Raw genomic sequence first — 24988 nt, forward strand, 5'->3', positions numbered from 1 at the left:
AATTTAAATAGATAGCGGGGAAAATAAAAATGAATGTAAAAAGGGATGGTCATATACACAGCCATTATTGTCCTCATGGAAGTAATGACAGTTTTGAGAGTTATATAAAAAAGGCAATAGAAGAAGAAATAGAAGAAATTACATTTACTGAACATATGCCTATGCCAAAGGGAATAGTATTAGAAGGTGCAAGTTCAGATTTTTTAGAAACATCATCTCCAGGAATAGAAGAAATAGATGAATATTTTAAAGAAGCAAATTATTATAAAGAAAAATATAAAAATAAAATTAAAATAAATGTAGGGTTAGAAGTAGATTATTTAGATGGTAGAGAAGAATTTACTACTAATATGCTTAATGAGTATGGCCAATATTTAGATGATGCAATTTTATCTGTTCATATTGGAAGGTATAATGGAAAGTATTATGCTTTTGATTGTCTTGAATCATTTGAAGCTTTATTAAGTGATATTGGAAGTGTAGAAAAAATATATAATTTGTATTATAATACCTTATTAAAGGGAATAAAAACTAATTTAGGAAAATATAAACCTAAGAGAATAGGCCATCCTACTTTAATTAGAATATTTAATAAAATATATCCTATAGATTATAAAAATTATGAAATATTTAAAGAAATAATAAGAAATGTTAAGAATAAAGGTTATGAATTTGATTATAATACTGCAGGATTAAGAAAAAAGTTTTGTGGAGAAATTTACCCAAGCGGATTATTATATGAATTAGCAATTAAAAATAATATAAATATGGTTTATGGCTCTGATTCCCATGAAGCTAAGGATGTAGGTTTTAACTTCAAATAAAACAATATAGTTGGAGGAAAAGATATGAGAAATTTAAAATTAAAAAATATAATAGCTATGGCTATGATATGCATTATGAGTACAGCTATTTATGGATGTGAAAAATCAAACATATCTAATAATAAAAATAATACTGAAGTTGAAGAAACAAATAAGAGTAATGAAGTAAAAGATGAATCAAAAAGTGAATTAAAAGATGATAAAAAAGATGATAAAAAAGATGATAAAAAAGATGATATAGAAAATAGTAGTGAAGAAGTTAATAAAAAAGATACTAACAATAAAGAGGAAGAAACAAATACACAAGTTAAAACAGAAGTATTTAAATTATATTCTAAAGATGCAAATGAAGGGCAAGAAATTTATCTTGGAGAAGTTGAAATAAATAAAAATGATTCATTAAAGAATAAATTAACAATATTAGCAAATACATTAAGTGAAAAAGCATTTAGTGGCTTGCCAATAACACTTACTGAAATTAAAGAGGTAAATGGAAAGAAAATAGCTGTTTTTGACTTAAATGAAATTGGAAATAATGCAGGAGATACACCAATAGCAAATTATAAAGGAGTAAATTGGTATAATAATTATTTTGCTGGCTCTACTGGAGGAGATATAACTCAATATACATTAATAAATAATTTACTTCAAAAAAATTATTCTGGTGATTGGATTGATGGAGTAAAATTTACTTACAAAGGGAAAAAAATAGAATTTGATCATGTTCCAGCGTTAGGAGAAACTAATTTTTAGGGTGTATTATTTTTTAATACAATCTTTTTTAGACTAAAATCAAAGTAGTTCACATTATTGCTTTTATTAGATAATTTAAGTACAATAAGTTTTGTTATTAAAAATACGAGGTGATAGATATGAGTAGTATAGCAGGTAGTGGATGTGAGAGAATAATTCCAGAAGAAGCTAAAAAAACTCTTGAAGAAATAGAAAGAAGTATTGTTAAAAGATATAGAAAGCCAATATGGTCTAAATTTATAAAGGCTGTTAAGGATTATCAATTAATAGAAGAAGGAGATAAAATAGCTGTTGCAATATCAGGTGGAAAAGATTCATTATTAATGGCTAAGTTATTTCAAGAATTAAAGAAGCATGGTCAAGTAAATTTTGATGTTGAATTCATTGCTATGGATCCTGGATATCATCCACAAATAAAAGATTTATTAATAGAAAATTGTGAGCATTTAAACATTCCAGTACATATTTATGAATCTAAGATATTTGAAATAATTGATGAAAAAGCTAAAGATTATCCTTGTTATCTTTGTGCAAGAATGAGAAGAGGTTCACTTTACAATAAGGCTAGGGAGTTAGGGTGCAATAAATTAGCATTAGGTCATCATTATAATGATGTTATAGAAACAACAATGTTAAATGTACTTTATGCTGGAAACTTTAAAACAATGTTGCCAAAGCTAAAAGCAGATAATTTTGAAGGAATAGAATTAATAAGACCACTTTATTATGTAGAAGAAGAAGCTATAAAGAGATTTATAAAATATACAGGATTATGGCCTCTTAACTGTGCATGTATGGTTGCTGCTGAAAAAATAGGAAACAAGAGACATGAAATAAAACATATGATAGCTGAATTAAAGAAAAACTTTAATGATGTTGATAAGTCAATCTTTAAGGCTGCAGCAAATGTTAATATGAATTCAATTTTAGGATGGGAAAAGGACGGAGAAAAATATTCATTTTTAGATCCAGAAACTCCAAAAAGTAAGAAATAGAATAAAATAGTATATGCTGTTAATACTAAATATATAAATATTTAGTGGAGGTGTTATTATGGCTAAGAAAGGTCAAAAAGCTACTTGGGAAAATGATAATTTTCAAAATGCAAAAAAAACAAAGGTAGCAAAAGTTACAGAAATGAATCCAGTTGGAAATGGAAAGTAAAAAATATATTTAATATATAAATAAAATAAACTAAAGTACTAAAAAAGTATGTACTTTAGTTTATTTTTATATACAATATAATTATGAGGAAAATATGGAAAATGTATTTAAAATACAAATAAGGAGGAAGAAATGGATAGAGAAGCATTATTAAAAATGGATCCTAATATATTAGTTAGTATGATTAATATGAAATTAAGGGATTTTTATAGTAATATAGATTTACTTTGTGATGATTTTGATATAACTAAAGAAGAAATTATAGGAAGATTAGAATCAGCAGGATATAAATATAATAGCAATATTAATCAATTTAAGTAAATTAATAAAATTATTGTTTATAAAAAGGGGAAGTTTTATGAATTTAAAAAAATTAAGCAAATTAGTTATTTTATTAGCAGCTTCTACTGCGTTAACAGCAACTTTAATAAAAGATAAAAAGGAAAATAAAGAAAGCAATGAATAAAATATTGCTTTTACATATTAAAATAAAGTTAATTATTAATTAATAAAATAGAAGTGATAAGTTTTTATTGCTTCTATTTTATTGCTAAAATTGAGGGTGGGGCAATTACAAATGAAAAAAAGAGTTGATTTAGTATCAGGAAACATTATAGGAACATTAATAACATTATCGTTACCTATATTAGGAACTTCATTTATTCAAATGGCATATAATCTTGTTGATATGATATGGATAGGAAAAGCTGGAAGTGCAGCAGTTGCAGCAATAGGAACAGCAGGATTTTTCTCATGGTTCGGTAATTCATTAGTATTAATTACTAAAACAGGCGCAGAAGTTGGAGTATCTCAATCTATAGGAAAAAATGATGAATGTGAAAGGAATTCATATATATATAGTAGTATAACATTAGCTTTAATAATGGCTATAGTATATACAGTTATATTAATTTTATTTAAGAAAGAGCTTATTGGATTTTTTAATTTAGGTGATGTAGAAATAATAAAAATGTCATTAGATTATTTAATTATTATTGCATTAGGTATGATATGTGCATTTTTAAATCCACAGTTTACTGGAATATTTACAGCATCAGGCAATAGTAAAACTCCATTTATAGTAAATACAATAGGATTAATAGTTAATATAGTTCTAGATCCAATTTTAATATTTGGAATAGGTAAGGTTAGTCCACTAGGGGTAAAAGGAGCAGCATTAGCTACAGTATTATCACAATTGTTGGTTACTATTATATTTATATATGTATTTATAAAAAATGGGTATAATTTTAATTTGTATAATAAGAAATTTATTAATTTAAAATATATTAAAAATATATGTAAATATGGTGGACCAACAGCAATTCAAAATTGTTTATTTACATTCTTTGCTATGCTAATAGGCAGAATAGTAGCTGTTGCAGGACCAGTAGCAATTGCAGTTCAAAAAGTTGGATCACAAATAGAGTCTATTTCATGGATGACAGCAGGTGGATTTGCAAGTGCATTAACAGCATTTGTTGGACAAAATTATGGAGCTAAAAGAATGGATAGGGTTTTAAAGGGATATAAGAGCACTCTTTTAATTTCTTGTATACTAGGTTTATTCACAACAATAGTTTTAATAGTTTTTGGAGAAAAGCTTTTTTCAATATTTATAAATGAGACTGAAGCTATTAAGCAAGGAGCAGATTATTTAAGAATTTTAGGGTATTCACAATTATTTATGTGTATTGAAATAACAACTAATGGAGCTTTTTATGGAATGGGAAAAACAATTACTCCGTCAATAATAGGTATTATTTTTACTGGATTAAGAGTACCTTTAGCAATGCTTTTATTTAATATAGAATTATTAGGTATAAACGGAATATGGTGGAGCATTAGTAGTTCAAGCATAATAAAAGGAATTTTACTTATAACATTATTTACAATTATGGTAGTAAGACCATTAAGAAAAGAAATAGCTTTAGAATTTTAATATTTAAATAAATATATTGCAGATTAATTTTTAATGTAGTCTGCAATATATTTTTATTATCTTTTTATTACATGATAAATTTCAGGTGTATCCATAGTTATTTTTTTGAAGGTATATCCCTGACTTTTATAATATTTAATTATACCTCTAATAGCTTGAGCGGTAGTTTTATTTGCTGGAGCATTATGCATTAATACAACAACATTGTCATTTGTAGAAATAGCTCTCTTTAAAATTGTATCTGGAGATGAAGTTGGATTTGCACCATCTAATGTATCTTGGGTCCAATCATATATTTTAAAACCATGGGAATGAACGGTATTAGCCATTTCAGTACTTATTTTATAAGTACTATTATTAGTTCCAAAAGGAAATCTTAAAATATAGTAATTTTCACCAGTAACATCATAAAGAGCTTTTTGAACTTGAGTCATTTCATTAATAAAGCCTTCACAACTTCCATAAAGCTTATTTCTTTCATGAGTAAAACTATGTAAGCCTATACTATGGCCTTCATCTTTCATACGTATTATTATATCTTCTTGTCCTTTTATTTGATTTCCTATTATAAAAAATGTTGCTGGGACATTTTCATCTTTTAGTATATCTAATGTTTTTCGTGTAACATCTCCACCAGGAGCATCATCAAATGTTAAATAAACAACTTTTTTATTAGAGTTATCCTTATTATCATCTTTACAATAAGCATTTACATTTTGAAAAGTTAATAAAAATAATAATATAAATGATATTAAATAAAAAAAATTTTTTGACATATATAAATCACCCTTTCCTATAGATATTTCTTATAATTAATTTTTTATTAAATCATTTTTAGTATGTACAAATTACAAAAATATATTTCTTGATATTTTTATTAAAAGGGTATATAATAATAAAAAGGCTTTAAGTCGAAACAGAGAGTTCGGTAAGTTTCAAAAGTTTGTAGTATTAATTTTTATAGGATAACTATAACTTCTTACTGAATGTAAGAAGTATTTTTTTTACCTTTAATAACAGTCCAGAGAGGCTGCAAGGGGGAATTTTTATTCTCCTTAAAAAGAAATAGGGAGGGTGTTATAATGGCACAATATACAGGTGAATTATTACAGGAAAAGAAAAGTATTAAGGATGGAGTAATGAAAATTATTCTTGCAATGCAACATTTAATTGCAATGTTTGGTGCAACGGTTTTAGTACCAATTTTAACTGGCCTTGATCCATCAGTAGCTTTATTTTCAGCAGGTGTCGGAACACTAATGTTTCATTTATGTACTAAGGGGAAAGTTCCAGTATTTTTAGGATCATCATTTGCATTTATACCAGTAATAGTAGCAGTTTCAGAAAAATATAATGGTGATTTAAGATATGCGCAAGGTGGAGTTATAGTAGTAGGATTGATTTACATAGCAATATCTTTTTTAATAAAAAAAATTGGATTAGATAAAATTAAAAAGATATTACCAGCTCAAGTAGTAGGACCTATGATAATAGTAATAGGATTAAACTTAATTCCAACAGCATTAGATATGACAGGAGTAACACAAATTGCTTCTGGTGATAAAAATACTATAGTAAGTGTAATAATAGCAACTATAACATTAGCAATAGTTTTAGCAATAAAAAAGTTTAATAAAGGTTTTTTATCTCAAGTAGCTATTTTAATAGCAGTAGTAATTGGATATGTAATTAGTTTGGCTTTAGGACAGGTATCTACAACTGAAATTCAAAATGCAAGTTTAATAGCTATACCAAGTTTCACATTACCTAAATTTGATATGGGAGCAATTGCTATAATAGCACCAGTAATTTTAGCAGTTTTTATGGAACATGTAGGTGATATAACAACAAATGGAGAAGTTGTTGGAAAGAATTTTATTGAAGATCCAGGATTAAATAGAACATTATTAGGTGATGGAGTTGCTACACTAGTGGCAGGATTAATAGGTGGGCCAGCAAATACAACATATGGTGAAAATACAGGAGTATTAGCTATGACTAAAAACTACAATCCTGCAATATTAAGATTAACTGCAGTATTTGCAATATTATTAAGTTTTATAGCTAAGTTTGGAGCTGTAATAAGAACAATTCCACAACCTGTAATGGGAGGAATAAGCTTAATATTATTTTCTATGATTGCAATTGTTGGATTTAAAACAATAAAAAGAGAAAAAGTTGAGTTTAATATATTTAATATCATAGTAATGGCATCAATATTAATAGTAGGTTTATCAAGTAATTTTTTACCTAATGCAATTAGTATTCAAATTACTGAAACAGTTAGTATATCTGGATTAAGTCTTGCTGCAATAGTAGGTGTAGTTTTAAATATTATATTAACGAAATTAAGTAAGGTTAAAAATAAATAATTCTTTTTAGGCACTAAGCTTATATTGCTTAGTGTCTTTTTTTAGAGGCAAAGGTAAAATTATATTAAAAAATTATAAATTTCATTCACAAAATAACATTCTAATGCGTATTATGTAAATATATGCTTTAAGGAGGTTTTTATGCGTATCAAGATAGAGGATGATTTTGATAATGAATTAGAATCAGAATATAAATCAATAGATGATGATTCTATAATAGGAAATGGAGCATTATCAAATTCAAACAAAACAATAATTGAAGTAAATGCTACTAAAGTTGATGAAAGCAATATGGATGAAAACAATATAAATGATAACTTTGAATATACTAATGAAGAAGCTAATGTTTCAGAAAATAAAGATAAAAAGGAAAGTAAAACTTATAATTTAGATAATGGATTTAGCTTAGAGCTTCAAGGAGCAAGAATTGTAGGTGATACTTATGATGCAAATGAAAATGAATCAAGTGAAAATAAATTAAGTGAAAGTAAGCTAGTCAAAAATAAATCAAATGAGGAAGATAAAAATAATCTAAAAGAATATTTAAATGAAAATATATCATATAATAAAAGTTACTATATGAAGAAAAAAAGAAATGTGGAAATAAAAGGAAAAATTAGAGTTGTGTCAAAGTTAGGTGATAGAAATGGAAGCAACATTTCCGATGCAAAAATAAATTTATATGCTTTAAATGGATTATCACCTAAGTTTATTAGTTCTAAAGTTACAGATAAAAATGGAGTTGTTATTTTTGATAATTTATCTGAAGGTAGCTATAGAGTAATAGAAATAGTTAATAGAAAATATTTTGAAAAGCCAACATATATTCAATGGAATGAAGTAACTATTAATGATGAGTTGCAAGAAGAGAATATAATAGTTGTTAATAGAGTAAAGCGCCATTCAAGATAAAAGAAAAGGATTATGTAAAGGTAAAATGATAAATAAGTCTATTTTACTTTTATTATAATCCTTTTATATGATAAAATTACTTATAATATTTGAAAGGATGATATAAACTATGAAAATAAGGATAAAATATTTTGAAGGTGCAACTAAGCTTAAAAAAATAAGTAAAGGAAACTGGATAGATGTTTATGCATGTAAAGATATTTTTGTACCTTTAAATGAGAGATCAATGGTACCTTTAGGATTTGCATTAGAATTACCAACAGGATGGGAAGGGCATTTAGCACCTAGAAGTTCAACATTTAAAACATGGGGAATAATTCAAACAAATTCAGTTGGAGTTGTAGATGATACATATATAGGAGATAATGATCAATGGCATATGCCAGTTTATTGTTTAGAAGCAAAAAATGAAAATGGAAGTTGGATAAAGTCTGGAGATAAAATAGGGCAATTTAGAATAATGGAAGTAATGCCTGAAATTGAATTTGAAGAGGTTGAAGTCTTTGGAAATGATGATCGTGGAGGATTTGGTACTACAGGTGTAAATTAATATAAAGAGCCAGTATAAAACTGGCTTTTTTTGTTTAAAATACTAATTAGAAAAGGGTTGAGAAAAGTGTGATTGTAATTAAATGTAAAATATGTTAATATAAGTCATGAGAAGTTAGTTAAAGGGAGCAAGTGGGAAAATATGAAATACATTGATTTATCACATGAAATTAAAAACAATATGCCTGTTTATCCAGGAGATATAGATGTTAATTTAACAAAAGAAAAAGATTTCAATAAAGATGGATATAATATGTATTCTTTATATACAGAAATGCATGCAGGAACACATATAGATGCACCATTACATATGAAAGATAATAAGAAGTTTATTTCAGAATATCCTATTGAAAAGTTTATAGGTAATGTTGCATTATTAGATGTTCGTGGAGAAAAAATTATAGAGCTTAAGGATGAATATTATAAAAATATAAAGGAAAATGATATAGTTATATTATTTACTGGATGGGATAATTTTTATGGAAAAGAAGAATATTATACCAAACATCCAATAGTTAGTATGGAACTAGCAGAACTTTTAATTAAGAAAAAGGTTAAAATGGTTGGCATGGATATGCCATCTCCTGATAGAAATAATTATGAAATTCATAATGCATTATTTGAAAATGATATATTTTTATTAGAAAATTTAACTAATTTAAATAAGTTATTATATAATGAAAAAATTAAATTATTTGCTCAACCATTAAAAATAGAAAGTGAATCTAGTTTAGTAAGAGCAATAGCAAGTTACGAAGGCTATTAATGTAAATAAAATAACAGATTAGCATATGTTAATCTGTTATTTTTTATGAAAGATTACTTTGTATTACAACTATTTATAAATTTTATAAATAGGTTAAGCATAGTATCATCTTTCAAAGCTAACATTTCAGGATGCCATTGAACTCCAACAACAAAATTTTTATTTTGCATTTCAATTGATTCAATTATTCCATCAGGTGAAATTGAAGAAATTATAAAGTTATTTCCTAAATTCTTAACAGCTTGATGATGAGCACTATTAACAATATATTTTTTACCTAATATGTTATAAATGATAGTATTTAATGTTATTTTTATTGGATGACAAGTATCTGATAAATGGCTATTTTGATTGTGTAAAATAGGTGATTGTATTGAGTAAGATATATCTTGATAAAGGGTACCTCCTGCAGCTACATTTAAAATTTGAATACCCCTACAAATACCTAATATAGGCATATTTAATATCAATGCCTTTTTAGTTATAGAAAGTTGATACCAATCTATTAAATCATTACATTTTCCAAGAAGTTTTTTTGGATATTCATTATATAATAATGGATTAATATCTGAACCACCAGGTAATAATAATCCATTACAAATTGATAATTGTTTTTCAATTATATCCTCATTTTTTATTATAGGAAGATAGATAGGAATTCCATTAGCTTTAGCTATACATTGTGAATAGTTATTATTGTTAAAATCAAAGTAATTTCCCAAAAATGATTCTCTAGATTCTTTATATAATGAGCCAACGATTCCAATAATAGGTTTAGTCATTTTATTCTCCATAAAATTGATATTATTTATTATATTTTAATAGGTAAAAAAGTGGAACAATTAAAAATTTTAAAGTATATAAAAGTTATTATTAAATTGATTTATATTAAGATATATAAGGTTTATAAAGAATGAAAGTTGTAATTATCATTATGGGATGTTAAAATTATTAAATAATTTTAAAGAATAATATATGAAGAGTATTAAAAATAAAAAACTATTAAATAATTAAATATAGGAGGAATATATAGTCAATTAAAATATTGATTAATGTGTTTAAAGGTGTTAATATGTGCCAAAGGAGTGATATTAATGAACAGTAAACACATAACAAATTACAAACCAAAAGATTTTGCTGAATTACTTGGAGTGAGTGTAAAAACCTTGTAACGTTGGGATAGAGAAAACATATTAAAGGCAAAAAGAACACCAACAGACAGAAGATATTATACTTACGAACAGTATTTAGAGTTTAAAGGCATCAATGGTTCTGATAATGATAGAAAGACGATTATTTATACTAGAGTTTCTACTAATGGGCAAAAAGATGATTTAAAAAATCAGATAGAATTTCTTTTAAACTTTACATCTTCCAAAGGAATAATAGTAGATGAAATAATTGAAGATATAGGTAGTGGATTGAATTACAATCGTAGAAAATGGAATAAACTTATTGAAGAATGCATGGAAAATAAAGTTGATTCTATTATAGTAACTCATAAAGATAGATTTATTCGCTTTGGATATGATTGGTTTGAACGATTTTTGAGTAAATATAATGTGAAAATAATAGTTGTAAATAACGAATTGCTTTCACCGCAAGAAGAATTAGTTCAAGATATAATTTCAATATTACATGTTTTTAGTTGTAGAATATACGGATTAAGAAAATATAAAAAAAAGATAAAAAGGGATGAAGAAATTGCTAAAAGCCTACAAAGTAGAGATAAAACCAACAACAAAACAAATACAGAAAATCAATCAAAGTATTGGAGTTTGTAGATGGCTATATAATGAATATTTATCAACGAACAATCAACTATATACTAAATACAAAAATGAATTCATTGATAAGAAACAGGTGTTTATGAGTGCCAATGATTTTGATAAGTATATAAATAATGAAATCAAAGTTTTAGATGAATACTCTTGGATAAATAATTGCGGTTCTAAAGCTAGAAAAAAAGCTATACAAAATGCCGAAATCGCTTATAAAAGGTTTTTTAAAGGTCAAGCTAAGTTTCCTAAGTTTAAAAAGAAAAATAAATGTGATGTTAAATTATACTTTCCTAAGAGTAATAAAGGCGATTGGAAAGTGGATAGACATAAAATAATGATACCTACATTAAAAAACGTAAGGTTAAAGGAGTATGGCTACATTCCAATAGGCTCAAAAATTATTAGCGGAACTGTATCAAAGAAAGCAAATAGATATTATGTGTCTGTAATAATAGATGTAGAAAATATCTCACAGAAAAATACAAATCAAGGTATAGGAATTGATTTAGGCATAAAAGATTTTGCTATTTGCAGCGATAAAATCATTTATAAAAACATAAATAAAACTCAAAGAGTTAAGAAGTTAGAAAAGAAATTATCAAGACAGCAAAAAAGACTTTCAAGGAAATATGAAAGTTTAAAATTAAGAAATAAAAAAGAGAAGGGAGAAGCTACTAGACAAAATATCCAAAAACAAATAGCTAAGGTACAAATACTTCATCAAAGACTTAACAATATAAGAACTGATTATATAAATAAAGTTGTAAGTAATGTGGTGAGAAACAAACCATCTTATATTACGATAGAAGATTTAAATGTTAAAGGAATGATGAGGAATAAGCATTTATCTAAAGCAGTAGCACAACAGAAATTTAATGAATTTAGAAATAAATTAGCAACTAAATGCAATGCTTTTGGTATAGAATTAAGAATTGTTGATAGATTTTATCCTTCAAGTAAACTATGTCATAAATGTGGTTCTATAAAAAAAGATTTAAAGCTTAAAGATAGAATTTTCAATTGTGATTGTGGGTATGTTGAAGATAGAGATTATAATGCAAGTCTTAATTTAAGAGATGCAAAAATCTATAAAATAGCATAAACAAATTTTATAGATATGTACCGATGGCTAAGTCGGGAATTTACGCCTTTGGAGTGATATATCAAACTAAAGTAGTCTATGTTTATCAAGACAAAATAGGTCACGTTGAAAAAGGAAAAATCTCAATATGGATACGTTTGTCCATATTTCGAGTAGCAGATTAACTAATGAGGAAATTTAAAAAAGTATATATAGAAATAACTAATATATGCAATTTAAGTTGTAATTTTTGTCCAAAGACAAAAAGAAAATATAAATTTATGAATAGGGAAGAATTTAATTATATACTTAAAGAAGTAAAGCCATTTACTAATCATATATATTTTCATTTAATGGGAGAACCTTTATTAAATGAAAATATTGAAGCATTTTTAGAAGATAGTTATGAAAATGAACTAATGGTAAATTTAACGACAAATGGAACATTGCTTAATAAAGTTGGAGAAAAGCTTATTAAAGCAAAAGCTTTGAGGCAAATAAATATTTCATTACATAGCTTTGAAGCTAATGAAAGTAAAATTGAGCTTCATGAATACATAAATAATGTAACTGATTTTATAAATAATGCAACACAAAAAAGTAACATTATATGTGCAATAAGATTATGGAATATGGATAATAAAGAATTAAAAGGGGAAAATAACTTAAATATAGAAATATTAAGGATGCTAGAAAAAAATCTTAATTTGGATTTTTCATTAAGTGAAAAGCTGCAGGAAACACATAGAATTAAACTTAAAGATAAAGTTTATTTAAATATGGCAGAAAAATTTGAATGGCCTAATATTAATTTAGATTCTTCACAAGAAAAAGTATTTTGTTATGGATTAAGAAATCAAGTAGGGATTTTAGTAGATGGTACTGTTGTTCCTTGTTGCTTAGATAGTGAAGGAACAATAGAATTAGGAAATATTTTTAATACATCATTTACAAATATTATAGAAGGAAAAAGAGCATCAGATATATATAATGGTTTTTCAAAAAGAATGGCAGTAGAAGAGCTTTGTAAAAAATGTGGTTATGCAACAAGATTTAAGAAATAATTTTTTTATTTTAAATGCATTAAATAGAGGGATTAATTAAATTTGCATAGTGTACTAAGGAGGAATATATAGTCAATTAAAATATTGACGAATGTGTTTAAAAGTGTCAATATGTGCCTAAAGAGTGATATTAATGAACAGTAAACACATAACAAATTACAAACCAAAAGATTTTGCTGAATTACTTGGAGTGAGTGTAAAAACCTTGCAACGTTGGGATAGGGAAAAGATATTAAAGGCAAAAAGAACACCAACAGACAGAAGATATTATACTTACTAACAGTATTTAGAGTTTAAAGGCATCAATGGTTCTGATAATGATAGAAAGACAGTTATTTATATTAGAGTTTCTACTAATGGGCAAAAAGATGTAGAAAATATCCCACAGAAAAATACAAATCAAGGTATAGGAATTGATTTGGGCATAAAAGATTTTGCTATTTGCAGCGATAAAATCATTTATAAAAACATAAATAAAACTCAAAGAGTTAGAAAGTTAGAAAAGAAATTATCAAGACAGCAAAAAAGACTTTCAAGGAAATATGAAAGTTTAAAAATAAGAAATAAAAAAGAGAAGGGAGAAGCTACTCGACAAAATATCCAAAAACAAATAGCTAAAGTACAAATACTTTATCAAAGACTTAACAATATAAGAACTGATTATATAAATAAAGTTGTAAGTAATGTGGTGAGAAACAAACCATCTTATATTACGATAGAAGATTTAAATGTTAAAGGAATGATGAGGAATAAGCATTTATCTAAAGCAGTAGCACAACAGAAATTTAATGAATTTAGAAATAAATTAGCAACTAAATGCAATGCTTTGGGTATAGAATTAAGAATTGTTGATAGATCTTATCCTTCAAGTAAACTATGTCATAAATGTGCTTCTATAAAAAAAGATTTAAAGCTTAAAGATAGAATTTTCAATTGTGATTGTGGGTATGTTGAAGATAGAGATTATAATGCAAGTCTTAATTTAAGAGATGCAAAAATCTATAAAATAGCATAAACAAATTTTATAGATATGTACCGATGGCTAAGTCGGGAATTTACGCCTTTGGAGTGATATATCAAACTAAAGTAGTCTATGTTTATCAAGACAAAATAGGTCACGTTGAAAAAGGAAAAATCTCAATATGGATACGTTTGCCCATATTTCGAGTAGCAGGAGAAATGGAAGATAAACATCTAAAAAAAGAAATCAGCCTTTTTATGGCTACAATGCTTGTTTGTGGTAATATGATAGGTTCAGGAGTATTTATGCTTCCTTCAACATTAGCACAGGTGTCAGGTCCGGGAGCAACAATAATTGCCTGGATTATAACAACAATTGGGTCAATATTAATAGCAATATCATTTGCAAATTTAGGAACTAAATATCCATCTACAGGTGGAGCCTATCAATATACAAAGGAAGCTTTTGGTGACTTTGCTGGATTCTTGAGTGCTTGGTTATATTGGAATGGATCATGGATAGGAAATGCAGCAATTATAGTTGCAATAACAAGTTATGCATCAGCAGTGTTTCCAAGTTTAAATAATTCATTAGTTTCAATAATATTTTCTAGTGCTATTTTGTGGATATTTACAAGTATTAATATTTTAAGTGTAAAAGTAGCAGGAAAGTTACAAGCTTTTGTTACTGTGTTTAAAATAGGATTTTTTACATTATTTATAATAGTAGCATTTTTAAATTTTGATAGTCAAAATATTATACCTTTATTTCCAGAAGGAAATGGATTAAGTACAGTTCCATTGGCAGCTACATCAACATTATGGGCATTTATAGGATTAGAAAGTGCTACAATAGCTGCTGGAGAAATGAAAGAGCCTGAAAAAAATGTAAGAAAGAGTACAATTTATGGATTACTAATTGCAGCTATTATATATTTAGCAATTAGTATTGCTAGTATGGGTGCTATGAGTAATGAAGAATTAGCGAATAGTGCAGCACCATTAACAGATATATTAACAAATGCATTAGGAAGTGGGCTTGGAAGAATATTAACTATTTCCGTTGTTATTTGCATATTAGGAACTATTATAGGATGGCTATTATCAACAGCAAGGGTTTCTTATGCAGCAGGAGTTGATGGAGTATTCCCTAAATTTTTGGGTAAAATAAATAGTAAAACTGGAACACCAGTAAATTCACTTATAGTTGGTTCTATTTTAGTTAATATATTATTAATTATGAATTTTCAAAAAGGCATGGTTGATGCATTTACATTTATAACTATACTTGCAACACTTTCATATTTACCTGTGTATATATTGAGTATTTCGGCTGAAATGATGTTAATTTTTAGAGAAGAAAAAGAATTTAATTTTAAAATATTTATGAAAAAGTCTTTAATGACATTATTAGCATTTATATATGTAATATGGACGATTTATGGATCAGGAGCAGAAACTGTAATGTGGGGATTTATACTTATGCTTTTAGGAATTCCTATTTATGTATATAACCATTATAAAAATAAATTAAATTAATAAAAGAAATATTTAGTCAGTAGAATTTTGATTAATTCTACTGTTTTTTATATAATATATGCAAAAGTAACAATTTATTTAATAACTAATACTAAAATATTTTAATAAAGTATGATAGAATACTATTAAGATTTGGACAGGGAGGATGAATAATGAAAATTAATTGGAATAACAAATATGCAACTATTGCAATTTATGCTTTTTTGGTCATTTGTGGAAGTATTCTTTTATATTTGGGTATAGCACGATTTACTGAAATAAAAAGTGGAATAAATGATTTTATTGGAACATTGCAACCATTTATTATAGGGACTGCACTAGCATACTTACTAAATTTTATTTTGAAATTTTATGAAAAAAATATATTATCATATAAATGGTTTAATAATTTAAATAAAACAGCAAAAAGAGCAGTAGGAATAGTATTTACTTATATAACAGCAATATTAATAACATACTTATTTATTCAATTTGTACTTCCACAACTTATTGATAGTATAGTTGGGCTTGTTAATAATATACCTCAATATGTTAATGATGTTTCTAAATATACAAATGAATTAATAGGAAATGTAAATTTACAGCCAAAATATATAACTTTAATTAATGAAAAGTTAGGTGAAGCTATTAATTATATTATAACTACAATAAGTAATTTATTACCGGTAATTGCTAACTTTGTTATTAGTACAACTTCAAGTGTTTTAAATATTATAATAGGTATAATAGTATCAATTTACATATTAATTGATAAAGAAAAGTTTATAGCATTAAGTAAAAAAGTTACTTATGCATTATGTTCAAAAGAAAGAGCAAAATTTGTATTAAATTTAGCAAATAAAAGTAATATGACATTTAGTAAGTTTATTGGTGGGAAAATATTAGACTCAGCTATTATAGGAATATTAACTTTTATTATATTAACTATTTTTAAAATGCCATATGTATTATTAATTTCAGTTATAATTGGAGTAACTAATATAATACCTTTCTTTGGACCATTTATTGGTGGAATTCCATCAGCAATAATAATTCTTTTTGCTTCTCCAATACAAGCCTTATGGTTTATTATTATAATTATAGTTATTCAACAAATTGATGGTAATATAATAGGACCAAAAATATTAGGAGACTCTATAGGAATATCAGCATTTTGGATATTATTTTCTTTATTAGTAGCAGCTAAATTTATGGGTGTTGTTGGAATGATAATAGGTGTACCTTTATTTGCAATAATTTACTCAATAATAAAAGAAGTAGTAGAAGATAAATTGAGAAAAAAAGGGTTGCCAGTAGAAACAGAGGAATATAAATAAAAAAATGTATAAAAACTTAAAAAATGTTTATACTACTATAATGTAAAGAAAAGGAAGGTATATAAACATTAACTAATAATTTATTATTTTGTTGTTATTTTTGTTTAAACCTTTCATATATGGAGGAATTTTAAATGGCAGACAAAACTTTAACATGCAGAGATTGTGGAAATGAATTTGTTTTCACAGAAGGAGAACAAGAATTTTACAAGGAAAAAGGATTCGAAAATGAACCAACAAGATGTCCTGCTTGTAGAAAAGCAAAGAAACAACAAAATAATAGAAGATAATTATATAGTATGTTTCTTAAGGAGTTGTATTAGATTGAATTTTTTAATTCAATCTGGATACAGCTCCTTTTAATATATAGATTATATTATAATTTGTAATATAAAATTTAATTCATATTTAAAGATTTTATCAATACTGAATTAAGAGCTTGCTCAATATCTTTATGAGTGATTAAACTTACAAGAGATTCATTAAAGCTTTCTGCTATTCTTAAAAGTTCAAATGCTTTATCGCAATTACCCTTTTTTCTTTCTAATAAAGCTGAATAATAATAAGGTTCTATGAATTTAACATTTTCATTAATTAAGTAATCAAAAGTTTTTTCTGCTTCATCAAATTGTTCAAATTTAAAACAAAGTTCAGCATAATTTGATTTTATTATGTTATTATCAGAATTAAATTCCATTGCTTCAGAAATATATTTCTTTGCTTCATTAAATTTACCAGATGCTAAAAGTAATGAGGTTAAAGTTTCATAAATATATGTGTTTTTATTATTTTCAATTAAATGTTTTAATAAATTAATAGCTTCCTCTTGAGAGTTAGTTTTCCATAAAACAATTGCTTTAGTAACTTCTAAATTTAATTTTTCATTGGATTTTATATTTTTAGAAATTAAATTTTCATCAATATATTCTCTTGCTATAGAAGGCTTTCCATATTTTAATTCACATATTAAATAATTACTTATTATAGGACCGCTACAATATTTAGACAAAGCTGCATCTCTATAATTTTCTAATGCATTAGAATAGTTTTCAATTTTATAAGCTTTCATCCCCTTATATACTTTTATAAAATAATGTTTTGTTATTATTAAATAAATTAAAAATAATAATAAGCATAATAAAATAGCTAATTTCATTCCTAAAAATGTAGATGAAATTAATGATAATAAAATTATACTTATTAAAATAATATTTGTTTTGTTTAAAGTTGTTTTCATATACCCCTCCATTACATTGTAAAAATGAATTTTAAAGTAATATCTTTAATAAAAATTTATACAATGATACCTCTATTATTATTATACAATATGTAAATATTTCCACAAGATGTTAATAAAAACTTAATAATTTGAAGAATTAACTATAAGAGGTATAATGATATTAATAAAAATAAAGGCGGGTTAGGAAATAATGAAAGTAATGTCTTTTAATTTAAGAAGTGATTTTATTTTAGATTTTAAAAACAGATGGGATAAGAGAAAACATATAGTATATGAAATTATAGATAAATATGATTGTGATATTATAGGCGTACAAGAAGTAACAAATAAAATGTTTAATGATATAAAAGAAAATTTTGATGATTATACAATTGTAGGAAAGCCTAGAAGTAAAAAATATTTTTCTGAAAGAAATAATTTATTTATTAAAAATAGAAATAAAATAATAGATCACAACACATTTTGGTTATCTAAAAACCCTGAAAAGGTAGGAAGTCAATTATGGTATTCCTTGTATCCAAGAATATGCACAACTGCTATAGTAGAACTTGAAAATGGAGATAAAGTAAGAGTTTATAATACCCATTTAGATTGCTTTTTACCACAAGCAAGAGATTTTGGGTTAAAAAAATTAGCTCAATTTATTGATAAAAATCGTAAGAAAGAAAAATTGCCTGTAATAGTAATGGGGGATTTTAATGCTAATCCTAATAGCAAAGTTATTAAAAAATTTGCAGCAGGAGAATATAATACAGATAGATTTGTTGCAGTCCAAGAAGTAAAAAAAGAATTGTATAAAAAATCAACAATGAGTGGATTTAAAGGTATAGAGAAAGGGTTACATATAGATTATATATTTGTAAGTGAAGATTTAGAAATTGTTGATGTTGATATTATTAAAGATAATGAAAATGGAAAATATCCATCAGATCATTATCCATTAATTGCAGATATTATATTGAAAAAATAAAAGATAGTAATATAATAAAATTTAAAATTTAAAGAATAAAATTATATTAAAAATAATACTAATGTTAGTAACTGTAAGTTAATAATTAGTATTATTTTTTTTTGATTAAATTTTAAATAAAATATTAAATTTTAATTAATAAAATTTAAAGTGAAAATTTAATGCTAGAAGAATAAGGAAATGGAGGTAATAAAAAATAAGAGATAAAGAAAAACGAAACAATTTAAGGGGAAAATGGTATGAATACGTTATAAAATAAAATAAACAAACTTAAATGGATAAAAATAGAAATAAAACTGAAATTGAAAAAATAGTTCAAAAAGTATAAAGTTTAAAGCAAGAGGATGATAGGGGGAGAAGCTATGAAAAAAATATCACAGTTAATAGCCAAAAACAGAGTTTTAATTTTAATAATAGCAATTATTTTATTAATACCATCTGCAATAGGTTATTTTAATACTAAAGTTAATTATGATATTTTAAGTTATTTACCAAATGATTTAGAAACAAGAGAAGCTCAAAAGATATTAAAAGATGAATTTGATTGTGGATCATTAGCTATGCTTATAGTAGAAGGTATGGATAATAAAGATGTAGCTAAGCTAAAAGAAAAAGTAGAAGTTGTTGATGGTGTATCAGAAGTTATATGGATTAATGATGCATTAGATATTTCAGTTCCAAAAGAAATATTACCTGATTTAGTTAAAAACATATTTTTTTCTGATAACTCAACAATGATGATTGTTAAGTTAAGAGATACTGATGCAAGTGAAAGTACAGAAAAGGCAATAGAAGAAATAAGGAAAATAACAGGAAAACAGGCCTTTTTAAGTGGGGTTGCAGGAGTTATAAAAGATACTAAAGATTTAGCTGATAAGGAAACTCCAATTTATGTTTTAATAGCTGTAATATTATCAATTATTGTTTTAAGTTTAACTATGGAATCATTTATTATCCCAATTATTTTTATGTTAAGTATTGGAGTTGCAATTATTTATAATATGGGGACAAATATTGTATTTGGAAATATTTCTTATATAACAAAAGCATTATCAGCTGTATTACAACTTGGGGTAACAATGGATTATTCAATATTCCTTTTACATCGATATGATGAAGAAAGAAAAAATCAGCTTAATAAAATTGATGCAATGTCAGTTGCAATTGAAAAGACAATATCATCTATTACTGGTAGTTCATTAACTACAATAGCAGGATTTTTAGCATTATGTATTATGGATTTAGCATTAGGTAAGGATATTGGATTAGTAATGGCAAAAGGTGTTTTATTTGGAGTTATATGTACAGTAACAGTATTGCCATCAATGATATTAGTATTTGATAAGCTTATTCATAAATATCAACATAAGGTTTTATTACCTAAGTTTGAAAAGAGCTCAGAATTTATAATAAAACATCATAAAGTTTTAGTTGCAATTGGTGCAATTATATTAATACCAGCTATTATTGGAAATAACAACACTAAAGTTTATTATAATTTAGATGAATCTCTTCCTAAGGATTTACTATCTATAGTAGCTAATGATAAGTTAAAAACAGAATATAATATGATGTCTACTAACATAATTTTAGTAAAAGATGATCTTGAAGGTTACAAGATTAATCAAATGATAGAAGAATTAAAAAATATAGATGGAGTAACTTCAGTAGTTGGACTTGAAGATATATTAGGAGCAAGAATACCAGAAAGTTTTATTCCAAAGGAATTATTGAAAAAGATTAAAAATGGTGGATATGAAGAAATTATGCTTAATTCTGAATATAAATCAGCATCTGATGAAGTAGCAGTTCAATTAAAAGAAATAAATAAAGTAGTAAAAAAATATGATAAAGAAGGATTAGTTGGAGGAGAAGCTCCTTTAACTGAAGATTTAATTACAATAGCTGATAATGACTTTAAAAAGGTTAATACAGCATCAATTTTAGCTATTTTCATAATAATATTATTTGTATTTAAATCAATATCAGTGCCAATATTATTAGTTTTAGCAATTGAATTGGCAATATTTATAAACTTAGGAATTCCATATTATACAGGAAGTGTAATACCATTTGTATCTTCAATAGTAATAGGAACAATTCAATTAGGAGCAACAGTTGATTATGCAATTTTATTAACATCTAGATTTCAAGAAGAGTTAGCTTTAACAAATGACAAAGTAAAAGCAATGACAATTGCACTTAAAACATCTTCTAGATCTATTGTAACTAGTGCATTAACTTTTTTTGCAGCAACTGCAGGGGTAGGAATTATATCGGATATAGAAATGATAAGTTCATTATGTATTTTAATGTCTAGAGGGGCAATTATAAGTATGTTTGTAATTTTATTTGTATTGCCAGGAATACTATTACTTTGTGAAAAACTAATAATTAAGACAAGTAAATCATTTGTTAAATCTACTGAGGGGGTAAAATAGATATGAAAAAGGGATTATCAAAAAAATTAGCGTGTTTAGTAACATTAATAACAGTAACTAGCAATACAGTAGCTTTTGCTCAAGATATAAATAAAGATGAAACAGTTTATGTAATATTAGATGAAAATGGAAATCCAACAGAACAAATTGTAAGCGATTGGATTAAAGGAAGTGAAAACTTAGGAAAATTTTCAGATAAATCAACATTAAGTGATATTAAAAATGTAAAGGGAGAAGAGGAACCAGTAAAAAATGGTGATGAATTAACATGGGAAGTTAATTCAAAGGAATTATATTATCAAGGGAAAAGCAACAATAAGTTACCAATAACAGTATGGGTTGATTATGAATTTAATGGGAAAAAAGTTAACCCAAATGAGGTATTAGGGCAAAAGGGGAATTTTAAAATTTCACTTAATATTACTAATAATGAAAGTAAGACAAGTTTTATAAAAGGAGAAAAAAGAACATTATACTTACCAATTTTAACAGCAGCAGAAATTACATTATCAAATACTAAGTTTAGTAATTTAAAAGTAACTTCAGGTAAAGTTATGGATGATGGAAATAATTCTTTAGTAACTTTTGTAACAATACCGGGACTTAAGGAATCTCTTAAAATAGGTGATTTATTAGATGATTTACTTGATGGAAGTACTGTTGATTTAAGTAGTTCATTTGAAATTACAGGAGATACTGATAATTTTGAAATACCTGCAATAATGTTATTTGCATCTACAACAAGTGGAGAAATAGATGATATAGAAGGCATAGATAGTTTTGATGATTTAAGAAATTCATTAAATGACTTACAAAAAGGTGGAGAAGATTTATTAAGTGGTTCAAAAGAATTATTAAATGGACAAACTGAATTATCAAATAATTATTCAATTTTTAATAATGGTGTAAGCACTTTAAATAGTGGAGCCATTGAACTTAAAAATGGTATAAATGCATTAAGTAGTAAGGTTCCAACATTAATAAATGGAGTAAATACATTAAATAGTGGTGCAGGAGAATTAAAGAGTAGTTATTCAAAATTTGATGAAGGTGTATCAAGGTTAGCAAGAGGAGCAAATAGCTTAAATGAAGGAGCTAATACATTAAGTGAAAAAGTACCAACATTAATAGATGGAGTAAATACATTAAATGATGGTGCAGGAGAATTAAAGAGTAACTATTTAAAATTTGATGAAGGTGTATCAACATTATCAACAGGAGCAAATAGCCTAAATGAAGGTGTTAATAATTTAAATGAAAAAGTTCCTCAATTAAATAATGGAGCAGAGAAATTAAATTCAGGAGTAAATCAATTACAAGGAAATTATACAGAGTTTGACAAGGGAATATCAAATTTGGCTTTAGGTGCAAATTCTTTAAATTCAGGAGTTAATAGTTTAAAAGATGGTTCAAGTCAATTAAATAATGGTACAGTAGAATTAAATCAAGGACTTAGCAATTTAAATGATAAATATCAAAATGAGTTTTTGCCAGGAATTAATCAACTTTTAGATGGATCAAATAACTTAAATAATAATTATAAAACTATAAACAATGGAATAGAATCTAGCTTAGAAGGAGCTACTAATTTAAACAATGGATTAAAGGAAATTGGTGGTGGAATTAAAAATATTCAAGGAACAACATCACAATTAAGTGATATTGCTAATCAAATTTCTCAAATTGCAGATAAACTTAATGAAGTAGATCCAGAGCAAGCAACAGCTCTTAAAAATTATAGTCAAGAAATATTAAAAATATCTCAAGGACAAAGTGGAGGTTTAAATGAAATAGCACAAGCTATTGAAACTTCTAATACCGGAGCTAGTAAATTACAAGCTGGATTAAAAGATTTGTCTGGTGGTTCTGAACAATTTGCAGATGGATTATCACAATTATCATCAAATGGTAATAAATTAAGTAATGCTGCAACTGAAATAGGAAATGGAATAACTTCAGCAAAGGATGGAAGTAAATCTATATTAAGTGGAACAAAAAATTTACAGGATGGAGTTGGAAGTTTACAAGAAGGAAGTAGTACCTTATTAAATGGAGCAAATTCTTTAAATGAGAATTCAAAATTAATAAATAATGCAATGGGAGAACTTTCAAAGGGAAGCAAGGAATTGGCTGATGGAACAGGAACATTAGCAAATGGTACTAAATCTTTATTAGAAGGAAGTAATCAATTAGCAAGTGGAGCAAGTGGATTAAGTACTAATTCAAAATTAATAAACAATGGAATAGGATCAATATATAATGGAACAAGTCAATTAGCAGCAGGAGGTAAGACATTAAGTGATGGTGTTAGTGCATTATCAACAGGAAGTAATCAATTAGCAAGTGGAGCAAGTGAATTAAGTACTAATTCAAAATTAATAAACAATGGAATAGGATCAATATATAATGGAACAAGTCAATTAGCAGCAGGAGGTAAAACATTAAGTGATGGTGTTAGTGTATTATCAACAGGTGCTAATACATTAGCTGAAGGTACAGGAACATTAAAATATAATTCAGAAAAGATATTAAATGGAACAAAGGAACTTAAGGATGGAACTTCACAATTATATGATGGTGTTGAAAAGTTAAAAAGCGAAGGATTAGATAAGATTAATGATAAAGGTGGAGAATTACTAGATAGTATTGATGGATTTAGTGAAGTTAAGGATGAATTAGTCCAAATGACAAAGGATTATGGAGTTTATTCAGGATTATCTAGTAATATGACAGGATCAGTTAAATTTATTATGAGAAGTGATTCTGTTGAAGCAAGTAAAACTACAAATGAAATAGATACTGAAAATAATTCAAAATTAAGTAAAACTGATAAATCATTAATTCAAAAAATAAAAAATTTATTTAAATAATAGGAACTGTTTTAAAATATAGTTTTAGCATATAATTTAAGGTTCTATATAAAGGTACAATCAATTAATATGTCATCCTTTATCATGCTAGATAGAACTATACCGTAAAGAATTATGCCACAAATTGAGCCGAGTATTAGTCCAATAAAAATTTTTATTGTTAAACCTAATTTTGTTTTCATATTAGCCCCATTTTTTTCGTTTAGAAAAAAATGAGTAATTTTATTTAAAAATTGTATTTTTAATAAATTTTACTGTATAAAATAAAATCATACAATATGCTTTTATAAGTGAAATAGGAAATTTTTAAGATAATATTAAAAGGATATTTAATGAATAATGAATAAGGTTAATCCTTCATTTTACTGAATATAAAATGAAAGTATAAATGGAGTATAATTCTAAATACAAAAAATGGAAGAAAATAAGAGGTATTTTTATTAG

The 24988-nt window shown here is 25.7% G+C and carries 23 protein-coding genes and 1 pseudogene; 21 read left to right on the forward strand and 3 right to left on the reverse strand.

Features of this window, described 5'->3' with window-relative positions; genetic code table 11:
• Positions 1-23: 23 nt before the first annotated feature.
• The 5 genes from hisJ (at position 24) to ACUN06_RS04375 (ending at position 4683) form a co-directional block, all read left to right on the forward strand.
• The gene (hisJ, locus tag ACUN06_RS04355) at positions 24-824 is read left to right on the forward strand and encodes a histidinol-phosphatase HisJ (protein WP_302538384.1); all 801 of its coding nucleotides are present in this window, start codon (positions 24-26) and stop codon (positions 822-824) included.
• Positions 825-848: 24 nt separating this feature from the next.
• Positions 849-1577, forward strand: coding sequence for a hypothetical protein (locus ACUN06_RS04360; protein ID WP_302541867.1), 729 nt, complete (start codon positions 849-851; stop codon positions 1575-1577).
• Between the two features lie 119 nt (positions 1578-1696).
• A complete protein-coding gene (locus ACUN06_RS04365; protein ID WP_291733673.1) occupies positions 1697-2572 on the forward strand; it encodes a tRNA 2-thiocytidine biosynthesis TtcA family protein in 876 nt (291 codons plus the stop codon).
• Between the two features lie 301 nt (positions 2573-2873).
• The gene (locus tag ACUN06_RS04370) at positions 2874-3062 is read left to right on the forward strand and encodes a DUF4250 domain-containing protein (RefSeq protein WP_291733672.1); all 189 of its coding nucleotides are present in this window, start codon (positions 2874-2876) and stop codon (positions 3060-3062) included.
• Positions 3063-3318: 256 nt separating this feature from the next.
• Entirely contained in the window at positions 3319-4683 is a 1365-nt protein-coding gene (locus tag ACUN06_RS04375) for an MATE family efflux transporter (protein WP_294161127.1), read from the forward strand.
• Between the two features lie 56 nt (positions 4684-4739).
• Here the strand turns inward: ACUN06_RS04375 and ACUN06_RS04380 are convergent, their stop codons facing one another.
• Entirely contained in the window at positions 4740-5459 is a 720-nt protein-coding gene (locus ACUN06_RS04380) for a polysaccharide deacetylase family protein (RefSeq protein WP_291733667.1), read from the reverse strand.
• 363 nt (positions 5460-5822) lie between these two features.
• Here ACUN06_RS04380 and ACUN06_RS04385 point away from each other — a divergent pair, with 363 nt between their 5' ends.
• The 4 genes from ACUN06_RS04385 to ACUN06_RS04400 all read left to right on the forward strand — a co-directional run bounded on the left by ACUN06_RS04385 (position 5823) and on the right by ACUN06_RS04400 (position 9282).
• On the forward strand, positions 5823-7055 hold the full coding sequence (locus ACUN06_RS04385) for a uracil-xanthine permease family protein (RefSeq protein WP_412229351.1): 1233 nt from the start codon (positions 5823-5825) through the stop codon (positions 7053-7055).
• A gap of 141 nt (positions 7056-7196) precedes the next feature.
• Entirely contained in the window at positions 7197-7967 is a 771-nt protein-coding gene (locus ACUN06_RS04390) for a prealbumin-like fold domain-containing protein (protein WP_291733661.1), read from the forward strand.
• Between the two features lie 109 nt (positions 7968-8076).
• The gene (locus ACUN06_RS04395; RefSeq protein WP_291733658.1) at positions 8077-8517 is read left to right on the forward strand and encodes a dUTP diphosphatase; all 441 of its coding nucleotides are present in this window, start codon (positions 8077-8079) and stop codon (positions 8515-8517) included.
• Between the two features lie 141 nt (positions 8518-8658).
• Positions 8659-9282: a cyclase family protein gene (locus tag ACUN06_RS04400; RefSeq protein WP_291733656.1), complete on the forward strand. Its 624-nt coding sequence runs from the start codon at positions 8659-8661 to the stop codon at positions 9280-9282.
• 53 nt (positions 9283-9335) lie between these two features.
• Here ACUN06_RS04400 and ACUN06_RS04405 read toward each other — a convergent pair whose 3' ends face one another.
• Positions 9336-10064, reverse strand: a complete 729-nt coding sequence (locus ACUN06_RS04405) for a gamma-glutamyl-gamma-aminobutyrate hydrolase family protein (protein WP_301953566.1) — start codon at positions 10062-10064, stop codon at positions 9336-9338.
• Between the two features lie 327 nt (positions 10065-10391).
• On the opposite strand from ACUN06_RS04405, the pseudogene ACUN06_RS04410 reads away from it, so the two are divergent.
• The 9 genes and pseudogenes from ACUN06_RS04410 to ACUN06_RS04450 all read left to right on the forward strand — a co-directional run bounded on the left by ACUN06_RS04410 (position 10392) and on the right by ACUN06_RS04450 (position 17313).
• Positions 10392-11066: pseudogene (locus tag ACUN06_RS04410) on the forward strand (IS607 family transposase).
• A complete protein-coding gene (locus ACUN06_RS04415) occupies positions 10987-12165 on the forward strand; it encodes an RNA-guided endonuclease InsQ/TnpB family protein (protein WP_449390252.1) in 1179 nt (392 codons plus the stop codon). Before ACUN06_RS04410 ends, ACUN06_RS04415 begins: the two are co-directional and overlap by 80 nt.
• Positions 12166-12188: 23 nt before the next feature.
• Positions 12189-12329, forward strand: a complete 141-nt coding sequence (locus ACUN06_RS04420; protein WP_449390140.1) for a hypothetical protein — start codon at positions 12189-12191, stop codon at positions 12327-12329.
• A 3-nt stretch (positions 12330-12332) separates the two neighbouring features.
• Positions 12333-13208, forward strand: a complete 876-nt coding sequence (locus tag ACUN06_RS04425) for a radical SAM/SPASM domain-containing protein (protein WP_302542176.1) — start codon at positions 12333-12335, stop codon at positions 13206-13208.
• Positions 13209-13341: 133 nt separating this feature from the next.
• Entirely contained in the window at positions 13342-13488 is a 147-nt protein-coding gene (locus tag ACUN06_RS04430; protein WP_449390141.1) for a MerR family DNA-binding transcriptional regulator, read from the forward strand.
• Between the two features lie 21 nt (positions 13489-13509).
• Positions 13510-14223, forward strand: a complete 714-nt coding sequence (locus ACUN06_RS04435; protein ID WP_449390253.1) for an RNA-guided endonuclease InsQ/TnpB family protein — start codon at positions 13510-13512, stop codon at positions 14221-14223.
• A gap of 164 nt (positions 14224-14387) precedes the next feature.
• Positions 14388-15707: an APC family permease gene (locus ACUN06_RS04440; RefSeq protein WP_291735127.1), complete on the forward strand. Its 1320-nt coding sequence runs from the start codon at positions 14388-14390 to the stop codon at positions 15705-15707.
• A 152-nt stretch (positions 15708-15859) separates the two neighbouring features.
• Positions 15860-17023, forward strand: coding sequence for an AI-2E family transporter (locus tag ACUN06_RS04445; RefSeq protein WP_449390142.1), 1164 nt, complete (start codon positions 15860-15862; stop codon positions 17021-17023).
• Positions 17024-17157: 134 nt separating this feature from the next.
• Positions 17158-17313 carry a zinc-ribbon domain-containing protein gene (locus ACUN06_RS04450; protein ID WP_291735122.1) on the forward strand — a complete coding sequence of 52 codons (156 nt, stop codon included), beginning with the start codon at positions 17158-17160 and terminating at the stop codon, positions 17311-17313.
• Positions 17314-17420: 107 nt separating this feature from the next.
• Here the strand turns inward: ACUN06_RS04450 and ACUN06_RS04455 are convergent, their stop codons facing one another.
• The gene (locus ACUN06_RS04455; protein WP_294396722.1) at positions 17421-18260 is read right to left on the reverse strand and encodes a tetratricopeptide repeat protein; all 840 of its coding nucleotides are present in this window, start codon (positions 18258-18260) and stop codon (positions 17421-17423) included.
• A 193-nt stretch (positions 18261-18453) separates the two neighbouring features.
• Between ACUN06_RS04455 and ACUN06_RS04460 the strand changes: the two genes are divergently transcribed.
• From ACUN06_RS04460 to ACUN06_RS04470, 3 genes are all read left to right on the forward strand, one after another.
• On the forward strand, positions 18454-19233 hold the full coding sequence (locus ACUN06_RS04460) for an endonuclease/exonuclease/phosphatase family protein (RefSeq protein WP_449390143.1): 780 nt from the start codon (positions 18454-18456) through the stop codon (positions 19231-19233).
• Positions 19234-19595: 362 nt separating this feature from the next.
• A complete protein-coding gene (locus ACUN06_RS04465; RefSeq protein ID WP_294396725.1) occupies positions 19596-21674 on the forward strand; it encodes an efflux RND transporter permease subunit in 2079 nt (692 codons plus the stop codon).
• Between the two features lie 2 nt (positions 21675-21676).
• Positions 21677-24544: a hypothetical protein gene (locus ACUN06_RS04470; protein WP_449390144.1), complete on the forward strand. Its 2868-nt coding sequence runs from the start codon at positions 21677-21679 to the stop codon at positions 24542-24544.
• Positions 24545-24988 lie beyond the last annotated feature (444 nt).

This window comes from Clostridium sp. ETTB3, from assembly GCF_053571985.1.